Below are 12,628 nucleotides of genomic sequence, written 5' to 3'. Positions count from 1 at the left end.
TCGGTATAATGCGCATCTATAACATATATTGGATATATCGCTGACCAGCCGCTACCCCAAGGTGGACAGATCCAATCAGCCGGGAAGGGGCAGGCATGCGCCATCATCGCCCAGACGACCAGTATCAGGAAATCCGCGCCGCCGTCCGGGCGCTTTGCGCGCAGTTTCCCGACGAATATCACCGCAGGATCGACGAGGCGCGCGGTTACCCCGAGGAATTCGTCGATGCGCTGACCAAGGCCGGCTGGATGGCCGCGCTTATCCCCGAAGAATACGGCGGATCGGGGCTTGGCCTGACCGAGGCCAGCGTGATCATGGAGGAAATCAACCGCGCCGGCGGCAATTCGGGTGCCTGCCACGGCCAGATGTACAACATGAACACGCTGATCCGGCACGGCTCGGAACAGCAGCGCCAGAAATACCTGCCGAAGATCGCCAGCGGCGCGCTGCGCCTGCAATCCATGGGCGTCACCGAACCGACCTCGGGCACCGACACCACCAAGATCAGGACCACCGCCGTGAAAAAGGACGGCCGCTGGGTGATCAACGGCCAGAAAGTCTGGATCAGCCGGGTCCAGCACTCGGACCTGATGATCCTGCTGGCGCGCACCACGCCGCTGGCCGATGTGGCGAAAAAGACCGAAGGCATGTCGATCTTCATCGTCGACATCAGGGAAGCGATGAAATCGGGCATGGAGGTGCGCCCGATCCTGAACATGGTCAACCACGAAACCAATGAGCTGTTCTTCGACAATCTGGAACTGCCCGAGGACAGCCTGATCGGTGAAGAAGGCGAAGGTTTCAAATACATCCTGACCGGACTTAATGCAGAACGTACATTGATCGCCGCCGAATGCATCGGGGATGGCTACTGGTTCACCGACCGGGTGGTGAACTATGTCAAGGAGCGCGTGGTGTTCGGCCGCCCCATCGGCCAGAATCAGGGCGTGCAGTTTCCCATCGCCGAGGCGTTCATCGAAATCGAGGCTGCCGATCTGATGCGGTATGAGGCCTGCCGTCTGTATGACGCGGGCCTGCCTTGCGGCGCACAGGCCAACATGGCGAAATACCTTGCCGCGAAAGCCTCGTGGGAGGCCGCGAACGCCTGCATCCAGTTCCACGGCGGTTTCGGCTTTGCCTGCGAATACGATGTCGAGCGCAAGTTCCGCGAGACCCGGCTGTATCAGGTCGCGCCGATCTCGACCAACCTCATCCTGTCCTATGTCGCCGAACATATGCTTGGCCTGCCGAGGTCGTTCTGATGGGCCGGCTGCCGCTTGAAGGGCTGACCGTCGTCGCGGTCGAACAGGCCGTCGCCGCGCCCTTCACCACCGCGCGTCTGGCCGATGCCGGCGCGCGGGTGATCAAGATCGAACGCCCCGAAGGCGATTTCGCCCGGGGCTACGACGATGTCGCCAAGGGGCAGGCCAGCTATTTCGTGTGGCTGAACCGGGGCAAGGAAAGCGTCGTGCTGGACCTGACCAGCGCCGAAGGCAAGGCCGGTCTGGCCGCGTTGCTGGCCGGGGCGGATGTTCTGGTCCAGAACCTCAAGCCCGGCGCGCTGGCGCGGCTTGGTTTCGGCCCCGAGCGGCTGACGGCCGACTATCCGGGGCTGATCACCTGCGCGATCTCGGGCTATGGCGAGGGCGGGCCGATGGCCGGGCGCAAGGCCTATGACCTGCTGATACAGGCGGAATCGGGCCTGTGCTCCATCACCGGCGGCCCGGATGAGCCGGCGCGGGTCGGGGTTTCGCTGGTCGATATCGCGACCGGGGCGACGGCCCATGCCGCCATCCTCGAGGCGCTGGTCCGCCGCGGGGTGACGGGCGAGGGCGCGCATATCTCGGTCTCGATGTTCGACGTGATGGCGGATTGGCTGACGGTGCCGCTGCTGAACCACGAAGCCGGCAAGACCCCGCGCCGGCTGGGCCTCGCCCATCCCTCGATCGCGCCCTATGCGGCCTTTACCACCCGGGACGGCAAACAGATCCTGATCTCGATCCAAAGCGACCGCGAATTCGCCAAGCTGGCGGATGTTTTCATGGGCCGGCCCGAAATGGCCCGCGACCCGCGTTTCGCGACCAATGTGGCGCGGGTGCGGAACCGCGCCGAAACCGACGCGGCGGTGGCGGAGGCCTTCGCCGGCATGACCGCCGACGAGGCCGTCGCGAAGCTGATCGCCGCCGATACCGCCTTTGCCGCCGTCAACGACATGCAGGGGCTGCATGACCACCCGCATCTGCGCCGGATCACCGTCGAGACGCCCAATGGCCCGGTCAGCTATCCCGCGCCCGGCGCGCGCTTTCTGGGCGAGGATCGCAGCTATGGCGCGGTTCCCGCAGTCGGGGAAAACGCCGTCGGGGAAAACGCGGCCGAAGAAAACGCGGTCGGGGAAAACGCGGGGGAGAGGCCATGATCGACATCGACCATCTGCGCCAATGGATCGGGCGCGAGGAGGTCAGATCCGAAATTGCCGGCGCGGCGCTGGTCGATCGCTTCAACGCAACCTTCGATCTGGAGGATGCGGCGCGTGACGGGGCACCTGACGGGGGCGCGTATGACGGGGCCGTTGCACCGGCGCTGATCCACCTGTGCCTTGCACCGCCGGCGGCGCCGACCGCGGGCCTTGGTCCCGATGGCCACCCGGCGCGTGGCGGCTTTCTGCCGCCGGTGCCGCTGCCGCGCCGGATGTGGGCGGGCGGCAGTTTCGCGTTTCTGGACGACGTGCGGGTCGGCGAAACGGTAACACGCCGCTCGACCATCCGCGATGTCGTGGTGAAACAGGGCCGCAGCGGCATCCTGTGCTTCGTCACCGTCGATCATCGCATCGACAGCAACGGCCGCGCGGTGGTGGAGGAGCGTCAGGACATCGTCTATCGCGGTGAGGACGCGCCAAACGCCGCCAAAGGGACGCCGGAACCCGCGCCGCAGGGAAGCCACCGGGTGCGGGTCACGCCCTCGCCGCCGCTTTTGTTCCGCTACTCGGCGCTGACCTTCAATGGCCACCGCATCCATTACGACGCCCCCTACCTGCGCGCGGTCGAGCATTACCCCGGCCTTATCGTCCACGGCCCGATGCAGGCCACGATGCTGGTGCAGCTTGCCCAGAAAATCCGTGGCGCACGCCCGGCGCGGTTCGATTTCCGTAGTCTTTCGCCCTTGTTCGACGACGCCGATTTCACGCTGAACGCCACCGAAGACGGTGACGGGCTGAAACTGTGGACCGCCTATGCCGAGGGTGGTCCCGTGGCGATGGAGGCGACAGCCACATGGTAGCGACAAAACCCCCGGGGATCGGCGCGATCCGCGCGCCGCTGTTCGTTCCCGCCGGTCAGCCCGGGCGGTTTGAAAAGGCCGCGATCTCGGGCGCCGATGCGGTGATCCTTGATCTCGAGGATGCCATCGGCCCCGACGCCAAGGACAGCGCGCGGGCCCTGCTGCGGGTCGATTTCACCGATCTGCCGGTGATCGTGCGCATCAACGCAAAGGGCACCGTGCCGCATGACGCCGATCTGGCGGCGGTCGCGGCGCTGAGACCCGCCGCCGTGATCCTGCCCAAGGCCGAGGATGCGGCCGCCGCGAATGCCGTCGCCGACAGCGTGGGTCTGCCGGTGATCGCGCTGATCGAAACCGCGCGCGGGCTGGCCGATGCCCGGCGGATCGCCGGGGCGCGGGGGGTGGTCCGGCTGGCCTTCGGCTCGATTGATTTCTGCGCCGATCTGGGCTGCGATCACCTGCGCGAGGTTCTGCTGCCGGTGCGTTCCGAACTGGTGCTGGCCTCGCGTCTGGCCGGGATCGCGGCGCCCTTGGACGGGGTGACGGCGCAACTGGACGATCCGGCGATCACCTTTGACGACGCCCGCCATGCCCGCGCGCTTGGCATGTCGGGCAAGCTGTGCATTCATCCCCGGCAGATCGCGCCGGTGAAACGCGCCTTTGCCCCGACCGCCGAGGAAATCGACTGGGCGCGACGGGTGCTGGCCTCGGGCGCGGGGGCGGTTGCCGTCGATGGCGCCATGGTCGATGAGCCGGTCCGCATCCGCGCCCGCGCCATACTTGCGCAAGTAGATTAAGCGGCGGCATATTGAGTCTTCAAACCAATATATAAAGATCAAAACATCGAAATCATGACGCCGCAACTGATCCTTGTCCCCGGGCTTCTGAACGACGCCGAGCTTTGGCGCGATCAGATCAGGGACCTTGCCGGGATCGCCCGACCCGTGGTGGCCGACATCACCCGCGCCGAAACGCTGGGCGCCATGGCGCGCGATGTGCTGGCGATCGCCGAGCCGCAATTCGCGCTGGCCGGGTTTTCGCTGGGCGGGATCGTGGCGCAGGAAATCATGCGCATGGCGCCGGACCGGGTGACGCATCTGGCGCTTCTCGACACCACGATGCTGCCCGACGGGCCGGCGCGCGCGGCCGAGCGCCGGCGCCAGGCCGCGATCCTGACCGGTCCCGGCAGGTTTCACGGCTTTGGCGAGCGGCTGCTGCGCAATTATCTGGCCCCCGCGCATGTCGAGAACGCCGAAATGGTGGCCCGTGTTCGCGGTATGACCGAGCGGCTGGGCGCCGAAATATTCGTGCGCCAAAGCCTGATCGACCGGCCCGACAGCCGCGCCCTGCTGCCGCGTATTACCTGTCCGACGCTGGTGCTGTGTGGCGCGTTCGACCTGCTGACCCCGCCGGCGCTGCACCGGGACATGGCGCGGCTGATTCCCGGCGCGCGGCTGGTCATCGTGCCGGACAGCGGCCATCTGACACCGATCGAGCAGCCGCTGGCGGTCAGCGAGGCCCTTGCGCAGCTTCTGTCAGCGGCCTGACGATCCGGCCCCGGGCCGCCCCCTGCGCGCGCCGCCGGGGGCTGTCAACGTCGATCTTGTCTGCCGTCAAACGCGCTGATACTTCTTTGGTATTGGCTGGTCGGCGTGAGCGTCGGATAACCCGCCGTCGGCTGTGAACCCGGGCCAGCGCCGCAGATCGGACGCCAAACCGCGGAAGTTGACGCGAGGTCACCCTTTCGCTCATCACGAAAAGGTTGAAAAGGAGGAGTAGCGAGGTTTCCCATTCCGCTGCCTGACCGAAAAGCCGCATTCAAGCCGGCCCTCAAAACACGACACCAACAGGAGAATCCGATGACCCTTCTATCCCGCAGCCTGATCGCTGCTTCGGCGCTTGCGCTTTTCGCCGGTGCCCCCGCGATGGCCAAGACCTTCATCTATTGCTCGGAAGCCTCGCCCGAGGGCTTCGACCCCGCGCCCTATACTGCCGGCGGCACCTTCGACGCCTCGGCACATCCGATCTATAACCGCCTGACCGAGTTCAAGAAGGGCACGACCGAGGTCGAGCCGGGTCTGGCCGAAAGCTGGGAAGTGTCCGAGGACGGCACCGAATACACCTTCAAGCTGCGTCAGGGCGTAAAGTGGCAGTCGAACGACAAATTCACCCCGACGCGCGATTTCAACGCCGACGACGTGGTGTTCTCGTTCGATCGTCAGGGCAATGCCGACAACCCGTGGCACCAGTATATCCCGGGCATCACCTATGAATATTACACCTCGATGGACATGGCGAACCTGATCAAGTCCGTTGAAAAGGTAGACGATTATACCGTCAAGATCACCCTGAACCAGCCCGAGGCGCCGTTCCTTGCCAATATCGCCATGCCATTCATGTCGATCGTGTCCAAGGAATATGCCGACGCGCTGGAAGCCGCCGGGACCAAGGAAGACCTGAACAACGCGCCGATCGGCACCGGGCCGTTCAAATTCGTCGCCTATCAGAAAGACGCGGTGATCCGCTATCAGAAGAACCCGGATTACTGGGGCACCGCGCCCAAGATCGACGATCTGGTCTTTGCGATCACGCCCGATGCCGCGGTGCGTCTGCAAAAGCTGAAGGCGGGCGAGTGCCAGTTGATGCCTTACCCGGCCCCCGCCGATATCGCCGCGATCAAGGCCGATCCGAACCTCAAGGTCGATGAGCAGGCCGGTCTGAACGTGGGCTATCTGGCCTATAACACCACCATGCCGCCCTTCGACAAGCCCGAGGTCCGCAAGGCGCTGAACATGGCGATCAACAAGCAGGCCATCGTCGACGCGGTGTTCCAGGGCGCGGCCGAGCCGGCCAAGAACCCGATCCCGCCGACCATGTGGTCCTATAACGACGCCATCAAGGACGACCCCTATGATCCGGAAGCCGCCAAAAAGGCGCTTGAGGACGCGGGCGTCAAGGATCTGTCGATGAAGATCTGGGCGATGCCGGTGCAGCGTCCCTATATGCCGAACGCGCGCCGCACGGCCGAGTTGATGCAGGAGGACCTGTCCAAGGTCGGGGTCAAGGCCGAGATCGTGTCCTATGAATGGGGCGAGTATCTGGCCAAGTCGATGGAACCCGGCCGCGACGGCGCCGTCATTCTGGGCTGGACCGGCGACAACGGCGACCCGGACAACTTCCTTTCGGTGCTGCTGTCCTGCGATTCCGCCAAGGAAGGCGGTGCGAACCGCGCCTTCTGGTGCAATCAGGAATTTTCGGACCTGCTGAAAAAGGCCAAGACCACCTCGGATCAGGCCGAGCGCACCAAGCTTTATGAGCAGGCTCAGGTCGTGTTCAAGGATCAGGCGCCCTGGTACACCATCGCGCATTCGACCCAATACGTGCCGATGCGGAAGGACGTGACCGGTTTCGTGATGAGCCCGCTGGGCGACTTCACCTTTGAAACCGTGGACATCCCGGAATAATCGACAGAACCACAACAAACCGGAAACGCGGGGGCATCGCTCCCCGCGTCTTCGTTAAGGAAAGACGCGCATGGTCCGTTTCATCCTAAGCAAGCTGCTTTACCTGATCCCGACATTCATCGGCATCACCATCATCGCCTTCAGTTTCGTGCGGATCATCCCCGGCGACCCCGTGCTTCTGATGGCCGGAGAGCGCGGCGTCAGCCCCGAACGCCATGCCGAGCTGAGCGCGCAGCTTGGTTACGACAAGCCGGTGGTGATGCAGTATTTCGATTTTCTGGGGCGTCTGCTTCAAGGCGATTTCGGCAATTCGCTGGTCACCAAAAAGCCGGTGCTGACCGAGTTCCTGACCCTGTTTCCCGCCACCGTCGAACTGGGCCTGTGCGCCATTCTGATCGCCACGCTGATCGGCGTGCCGGTCGGCGTTCTGGCCGCGATCAAGCGCGGAAGCTGGTTCGATCAGATCTCGATGACCGCGGCGCTGGTCGGGTTTTCGATGCCGATCTTCTGGTGGGGCCTTCTGCTGATCATCTTCTTTTCCGGCATGCTTGGCTGGACGCCGGTGTCGGGGCGTATCTCGCTGATGTATTTCTTCCCGCCGGTCACCGGGTTCATGCTGATCGACAGCCTTCTGTCGGGACAGAAGGGCGCGTTCCTTTCGGCGGTCAGCCACCTGATCCTGCCCTCGATCGTGCTGGCGACCATTCCGCTGGCGGTGATCGCGCGCCAGACCCGTTCTGCCATGCTGGAAGTCATGGGCGAGGATTATGTGCGCACCGCCCGCGCCAAGGGCATGCCGCGCCGGCGCGTCATCGGCGTTCACGCCTTGCGCAACGCCATGATCCCGGTGGTGACCACGATCGGGTTGCAGATCGGCGTGCTGATGGCCGGCGCCATCCTGACCGAGACGATTTTCTCATGGCCCGGCATCGGCAAATGGATGATCGATTCGATCTCGCGCCGCGACTATCCGGTGGTGCAGTCGGGGCTTTTGCTGATTGCCGTTCTGGTGATGGTCGTGAACCTGCTGGTCGATCTGACCTATGGCCTGATTAACCCGAGGATCCGTAACCGATGACCGATATTGCCCCCGTTCCGGCCGTCAAGCTGTCCGATGCGGCGATCCGCCGGCGGATGCTGGCCGAATTCTGGTTCTATTTCCGCCAGAACCGCGGCGCCGTTCTTGGCCTGATCGTCTTTATCCTGCTGGTGCTCGTGGCGGTTTTCGCGCCGCTGATCGCGCCGCATGACCCGACGGTGCAATACCGCGACGCGCTTCTGCTGCCCCCGGTCTGGCAGGAGGGCGGCAGCAGCCGGTTTCTTCTGGGCACCGACGCGGTTGGCCGGGACATGCTGTCGCGGCTGATCTATGGCGCGCAATATTCGCTGTTCATCGGCATCGTCGTCGTGTCCATCGCGCTGGTCGGCGGCGTGGTGATCGGCCTGATCGCCGGCTTTTTCGGCGGCTGGGTCGATACGGTGATCATGCGGATCATGGACGTGATCCTCGCCTTTCCCTCGCTGCTGCTGGCGCTGGTGCTGGTTGCGGTTCTGGGACCGGGGCTGACCAATGCGATGATCGCCATCGCCATCGTCTATCAGCCGCATTTCGCCCGCCTGACCCGCGCCGCCGTGATGTCCGAGAAAAAGCGCGAATACGTCACCGCCGCGCGCGTGGCGGGTGCGCGGAACCTGCGGCTGATGTTCAAAACCATTCTGCCGAACTGTCTGGCGCCGCTGATCGTGCAGGCGACGCTGTCGTTTTCCTCGGCGGTGCTCGATTCCGCAGCACTTGGCTTTCTGGGCATGGGCGCGCAGCCGCCGGCGCCCGAATGGGGCACCATGCTGGCCGAGGCGCGCGAATTCATCCTGCGGGCATGGTGGGTGGTCACATTCCCCGGGCTTGCGATCCTGATCTCGGTCCTTGCGATCAACCTGATGGGCGACGGCTTGCGCGACGCGCTTGACCCGAAGCTAAAGCGGAGCTGACCATGGCATTGCTGAAAATCCGCAATCTGACGGTGAAATTCGCCACCGCTACCGGCAGTTTCACCGCCGTCGACGGCATCGACCTGGAGGTCGACCGGGGCGAGGTGCTGGCCATCGTCGGCGAATCCGGCTCGGGCAAGTCGGTGTCGATGCTGGCGGTGATGGGGCTTCTGCCCGACACCGCCACCGTTACCGCCGACGAGATGACCTATGAGGGCCGCGACATGCTGCGCATGTCGAACGCCGAGCGGCGGCGTCTGATCGGGCGCGAGATCACGATGATCTTTCAGGAACCCATCGCCTCCCTGAACCCGTCCTTCACAGCCGGCTTCCAGATCGAGGAGGTGCTGCGGATCAACCTTGGCATGTCGCGCAAGCAGGCGCGTGCCCGCGCGGTCGAGCTGTTCAGGGCGGTCGGCATCCCCGAACCGGAAGAAAAGCTGAAGGCTTATCCGCATCAGATGTCGGGCGGCCAAAGCCAGCGGGTGATGATCGCCATGGCCATCGCCTCGAACCCGCGTCTGCTGATCGCGGACGAGCCGACCACGGCGCTGGACGTGACCATTCAGAAACAGATTCTCGACCTGCTGATGAAGCTTCAGGAAGATTACGGCATGGCGCTGATCCTGATCACCCATGACATGGGCGTGGTGGCCGAAACCGCCGACCGCGTGGTGGTGCAGTACAAGGGCAAGAAGATGGAAGAGGCGGACGTGCTGACCCTGTTCGAGGCGCCGAAGAACCCCTATACCCGCGCGCTTCTGGCGGCATTGCCCGAGAACGCGACCGGTGACCGCCTGCCGACCGTATCGGACTTTTTCGCGCGGGAGAACGCAGGATGAGCGATTTCGTGACCGCCTCGGCTGCACCCTCTCACGTTCCGGTCGTCGAAGGCCGGGCCATCGTGCAGGATTATCACATCGCGGGCAGCATGTTTAACCGCGCCCGCACCATTCGCGCGCTGAACGGCATCGACTTCAAGCTCGACAAGGGCAAGACGCTTGCCATCGTGGGCGAATCCGGTTCCGGCAAGTCGACGCTGGCGCGGATCATCGCGCTGATCGACGCGCCCTCCGGGGGCGATCTGCTGATCGAGGGCAGCAAGGTCGACATCACCAAGACCCGCCCGGGTCCGGCGATGCGGTCAAAGGTGCAGATGGTGTTTCAGAACCCTTACGGCAGCCTGAACCCGCGCCAGAAAATCGGCGATGTGCTGACCGAACCCTTGATCATCAACACCAACACACCCGCCTCCGAACGCCGCGAGCGCGCCGAGGCGATGCTGGTCAAGGTCGGTCTTGGACCGGAACATTACAACCGGTATCCGCATATGTTCTCGGGCGGGCAGCGCCAGCGTATCGCCATCGCGCGGGCGCTGATGCTGAACCCCTCGCTGCTGGTGCTGGACGAGCCGGTCTCGGCGCTGGATCTGTCGGTGCAGGCGCAGGTCCTGAACCTGCTGGCCGATCTGCAGGACGAATTCGAGCTGACCTATATCTTCGTCAGCCACGATTTGTCGGTGGTGCGCTATATCGCCGATGAGGTCATGGTGATTTCAAAAGGCGATGCGGTCGAGCAGGGGACCCGCGAACAGGTGTTCGAGGATCCGCAGAACGCCTATACCCGCCAGCTTCTGGCCGCGACGCCGATCACCGATGTCGAGGCGATCCGCGCCCGTGTCGCCCGCCGTCAGGCCGCGCGCGCGGCTATGGCGACGCCAGCCTGAAGGGGCGACCAACCGGCGGCGCGCCGGGGCGACGGCCGCATTCCGGCGGTCCTGCCGTGGCCGCGATGCGTGTCCCGGATGCCGTGACTGGTGCTTTGCAGGCATGCCCGACGGACGCGGCAGCCGAACCCCCTACGTGCACAGACCCGCGCGGCCGGTCGCCCGTCACGGCTCAGGATGGCCTTGCTTTCCCGCTCCGGTTCGCGGCATTTTGTTGCAGTTGAAATCTTTTCGATGCGGCTGCGGGGTGGCGATGAAACTGGACACATTCTTTCCCTATCGGCTGGCCGTCGTGGCCGAGGCGTTCTCGCGCCAACTGGTCGCCGTCTATGGTCGCGCTTACGGGCTGTCGCGCGAAGAATGGCGGTTGCTGTTTCTGCTGGAGGACGCAGGCGCGCTGGATTCCATGCAACTGTCGCGGCGCACCTCGCTGGACAAGGTTCAGGTCAGCCGCGCGGCCTCGCGACTGGAGGCGAAGGGCCTGATCACCCGCGAGATTCTGGGCAGCGACAGGCGGCTGCGCTCTTATGCGATCACGCCTATGGGCATGACGCTTTTCGGCCGGGCGTTCCACGAGGTCGGCGCCCGCGCGGACGAAATACTCGCCGCGATGCCCCCTGACGACCGCGCCGCGCTGGAACGCGGCATATCGGCGCTTGACCGGGCGATCGCAAAGGTAACGCAGCCCGAATCCGGCCACGGCGCGCGTTTCCCGCGCCCGGGCCGCGACGTTTAGGGCGGTCAGCGCCGCCGTTTTTCATCGCCTGCGGGAAACGGTTCCGACACCGCCGAAAGCCGACCATCGAAGGGGGATGTCGGAAATGGTTGCAAATGAAACGAAATCTGCTAGGCATGGACTCAGGCGGGCGCGTGTCGGGGCCTCACAGCGGCGCAGGTCCCGATCGAAATGAAAGAGACGTTAGAAATGGCCGATACTGTTTTGCGTAGCTGGGTGACGACGGCAAACCAGCCCGATTGCGATTTTCCGATCCAGAACCTGCCTTACGGCGTATTTTCGACCGAGCGCGGCGCCGGGCCTGGGGCAGGGGAGGCGGCCGAGGTCGGCGCGCGGCGCTGCGGGGTCGCCATCGGCGACCAGATCGTCGATCTTGCCGCTTGCGAGGCGCGCGGGCTGATCGACGCGGGCGGCACGTTCGCACAGCCGCAACTGAACGATTTCATCGCGCTCGGACGCGCGAAATGGGACGAAATCCGGGCGCGGCTGACGGCGCTTCTGGCCGAGGACGGCGACCGGACGCTGCCATTGGTGCCGATGGCCGACGCCACGCTGCACCTGCCGATCCGGGTGACCGAGTTCACCGATTTCTACGCCTCGAAGAACCATGCCTTCAATGTCGGCGTGCTGTTTCGCGGCCCCGAAAACGCCCTGCCGGCGCAATGGACGCATATGCCGATCGGCTATAACGGCCGGGCGTCGTCGGTCGTGGTCTCGGGAACGCCGATCCGGCGGCCGATGGGGCAGGTGAAGGGGCAGGACGGCCCCGAATGGGTCGCCTGCCGCCGGCTGGATCTAGAGCTTGAACTGGGCGCCATCGTCGGGGCCGACAGCGCGATGGGCGAGCGCGTCGGCGTCGATCAGGCCGAACAGATGATCTTTGGCTATGTGCTGCTGAACGACTGGTCGGCGCGGGACATTCAGGCGTGGGAATATCAGCCGCTGGGGCCGTTCCAGTCCAAGGCGCTTGGCACCACGATCAGCCCGTGGATCGTGACCCAGGCCGCGCTGGAGCCGTTCCGCAGCGAAGGCGCCCCGCGCATGAACCCGCTGCTGCCCTATCTGGCCGAGGCGCGGCCGGGTTTTTATGACCTCAGCATCGGCTGGACCATGAACGGCCAGCCCATGGCGCGGACGAATTACAACGTCATGTATTATTCCAGCGCCCAGCAACTGGCGCATCATACCAGCTCGGGCTGTCCGATGCGGGTGGGCGATCTTCTGGGCAGCGGCACGATCTCGGGGCCCGCACCCGACCAGACCGGCGCGCTTCTGGAGATGACGCAAGGGGGCGCGAACCCGGTTCAGGTGAACGGCCAGCCCCGGACATTCATTCAGGACGGGGACGAGATCGGGCTTTACGGTTTTGCGCAGGGCGACGGCTATCGCATCGGTTTCGGCCCGTGCATCGGCCGGATCCTGCCGGCGCAGGCGTGA

General features: G+C 64.7%; 12 protein-coding genes. All 12 read left to right on the top strand.

The features are described from left to right. Positions 1 to 95 precede the first annotated feature (95 nt). The 12 genes from ACFSCT_RS07740 (at position 96) to fahA (ending at position 12,628) form a co-directional block, all read left to right on the top strand. A complete protein-coding gene (locus tag ACFSCT_RS07740) occupies positions 96 to 1,262 on the top strand; it encodes an acyl-CoA dehydrogenase family protein (protein ID WP_379141599.1) in 1,167 nt (388 codons plus the stop codon). Next, entirely contained in the window at positions 1,262 to 2,416 is a 1,155-nt protein-coding gene (locus ACFSCT_RS07735) for a CaiB/BaiF CoA transferase family protein (RefSeq protein ID WP_379141597.1), read from the top strand. The genes ACFSCT_RS07740 and ACFSCT_RS07735 overlap by 1 nt, the downstream gene beginning before the upstream one ends. After that, on the top strand, positions 2,413 to 3,276 hold the full coding sequence (locus ACFSCT_RS07730; RefSeq protein ID WP_379141594.1) for an HTD2 family dehydratase: 864 nt from the start codon (positions 2,413 to 2,415) through the stop codon (positions 3,274 to 3,276). The genes ACFSCT_RS07735 and ACFSCT_RS07730 overlap by 4 nt, the downstream gene beginning before the upstream one ends. Continuing rightward, entirely contained in the window at positions 3,270 to 4,073 is an 804-nt protein-coding gene (locus ACFSCT_RS07725) for an HpcH/HpaI aldolase/citrate lyase family protein (protein ID WP_379141593.1), read from the top strand. Before ACFSCT_RS07730 ends, ACFSCT_RS07725 begins: the two co-directional genes overlap by 7 nt. 54 nt (positions 4,074 to 4,127) lie before the next feature. After that, on the top strand, positions 4,128 to 4,823 hold the full coding sequence (locus ACFSCT_RS07720; protein WP_379141591.1) for an alpha/beta fold hydrolase: 696 nt from the start codon (positions 4,128 to 4,130) through the stop codon (positions 4,821 to 4,823). Positions 4,824 to 5,135: 312 nt separating this feature from the next. Further along, positions 5,136 to 6,740 (top strand): ABC transporter substrate-binding protein, encoded by a 1,605-nt coding sequence (locus ACFSCT_RS07715; RefSeq protein WP_379141588.1) that lies wholly within the window; start codon positions 5,136 to 5,138, stop codon positions 6,738 to 6,740. 70 nt (positions 6,741 to 6,810) lie between these two features. Further along, on the top strand, positions 6,811 to 7,818 hold the full coding sequence (locus tag ACFSCT_RS07710; RefSeq protein WP_379141586.1) for an ABC transporter permease subunit: 1,008 nt from the start codon (positions 6,811 to 6,813) through the stop codon (positions 7,816 to 7,818). After that, the gene (locus ACFSCT_RS07705; protein WP_379141584.1) at positions 7,815 to 8,729 is read left to right on the top strand and encodes an ABC transporter permease subunit; all 915 of its coding nucleotides are present in this window, start codon (positions 7,815 to 7,817) and stop codon (positions 8,727 to 8,729) included. Before ACFSCT_RS07710 ends, ACFSCT_RS07705 begins: the two co-directional genes overlap by 4 nt. 2 nt (positions 8,730 to 8,731) lie before the next feature. Then, positions 8,732 to 9,571 (top strand): ABC transporter ATP-binding protein, encoded by an 840-nt coding sequence (locus ACFSCT_RS07700; RefSeq protein WP_379141581.1) that lies wholly within the window; start codon positions 8,732 to 8,734, stop codon positions 9,569 to 9,571. Continuing rightward, positions 9,568 to 10,455: an ATP-binding cassette domain-containing protein gene (locus ACFSCT_RS07695; protein ID WP_379141579.1), complete on the top strand. Its 888-nt coding sequence runs from the start codon at positions 9,568 to 9,570 to the stop codon at positions 10,453 to 10,455. The genes ACFSCT_RS07700 and ACFSCT_RS07695 overlap by 4 nt, the downstream gene beginning before the upstream one ends. Before the next feature lie 253 nt (positions 10,456 to 10,708). Beyond that, a complete protein-coding gene (locus tag ACFSCT_RS07690) occupies positions 10,709 to 11,191 on the top strand; it encodes a MarR family winged helix-turn-helix transcriptional regulator (RefSeq protein ID WP_379141577.1) in 483 nt (160 codons plus the stop codon). Positions 11,192 to 11,362: 171 nt separating this feature from the next. Then, positions 11,363 to 12,628, top strand: a complete 1,266-nt coding sequence (fahA, locus tag ACFSCT_RS07685; protein WP_379141576.1) for a fumarylacetoacetase — start codon at positions 11,363 to 11,365, stop codon at positions 12,626 to 12,628.

Origin of the sequence: Paracoccus pacificus (assembly GCF_042680785.1) — a bacterium.
GTDB classification, from domain to species: Bacteria; Pseudomonadota; Alphaproteobacteria; order Rhodobacterales; family Rhodobacteraceae; genus Paracoccus; species Paracoccus pacificus.
This window is presented reverse-complemented; position numbering and strand designations above follow the sequence as displayed.

Bases quoted from the DNA above. Each gene is read 5' to 3' on its own strand.
- ACFSCT_RS07740 (WP_379141599.1), top strand. From the start codon at position 96: ATGCGCCATCATCGCCCAGACGACCAGTATCAGGAAATCCGCGCCGCC.
- ACFSCT_RS07735 (WP_379141597.1), top strand. From the start codon at position 1,262: ATGGGCCGGCTGCCGCTTGAAGGGCTGACCGTCGTCGCGGTCGAACAG.
- ACFSCT_RS07730 (WP_379141594.1), top strand. From the start codon at position 2,413: ATGATCGACATCGACCATCTGCGCCAATGGATCGGGCGCGAGGAGGTC.
- ACFSCT_RS07725 (WP_379141593.1), top strand. From the start codon at position 3,270: ATGGTAGCGACAAAACCCCCGGGGATCGGCGCGATCCGCGCGCCGCTG.
- ACFSCT_RS07720 (WP_379141591.1), top strand. From the start codon at position 4,128: ATGACGCCGCAACTGATCCTTGTCCCCGGGCTTCTGAACGACGCCGAG.
- ACFSCT_RS07715 (WP_379141588.1), top strand. From the start codon at position 5,136: ATGACCCTTCTATCCCGCAGCCTGATCGCTGCTTCGGCGCTTGCGCTT.
- ACFSCT_RS07710 (WP_379141586.1), top strand. From the start codon at position 6,811: ATGGTCCGTTTCATCCTAAGCAAGCTGCTTTACCTGATCCCGACATTC.
- ACFSCT_RS07705 (WP_379141584.1), top strand. From the start codon at position 7,815: ATGACCGATATTGCCCCCGTTCCGGCCGTCAAGCTGTCCGATGCGGCG.
- ACFSCT_RS07700 (WP_379141581.1), top strand. From the start codon at position 8,732: ATGGCATTGCTGAAAATCCGCAATCTGACGGTGAAATTCGCCACCGCT.
- ACFSCT_RS07695 (WP_379141579.1), top strand. From the start codon at position 9,568: ATGAGCGATTTCGTGACCGCCTCGGCTGCACCCTCTCACGTTCCGGTC.
- ACFSCT_RS07690 (WP_379141577.1), top strand. From the start codon at position 10,709: ATGAAACTGGACACATTCTTTCCCTATCGGCTGGCCGTCGTGGCCGAG.
- fahA (WP_379141576.1), top strand. From the start codon at position 11,363: ATGAAAGAGACGTTAGAAATGGCCGATACTGTTTTGCGTAGCTGGGTG.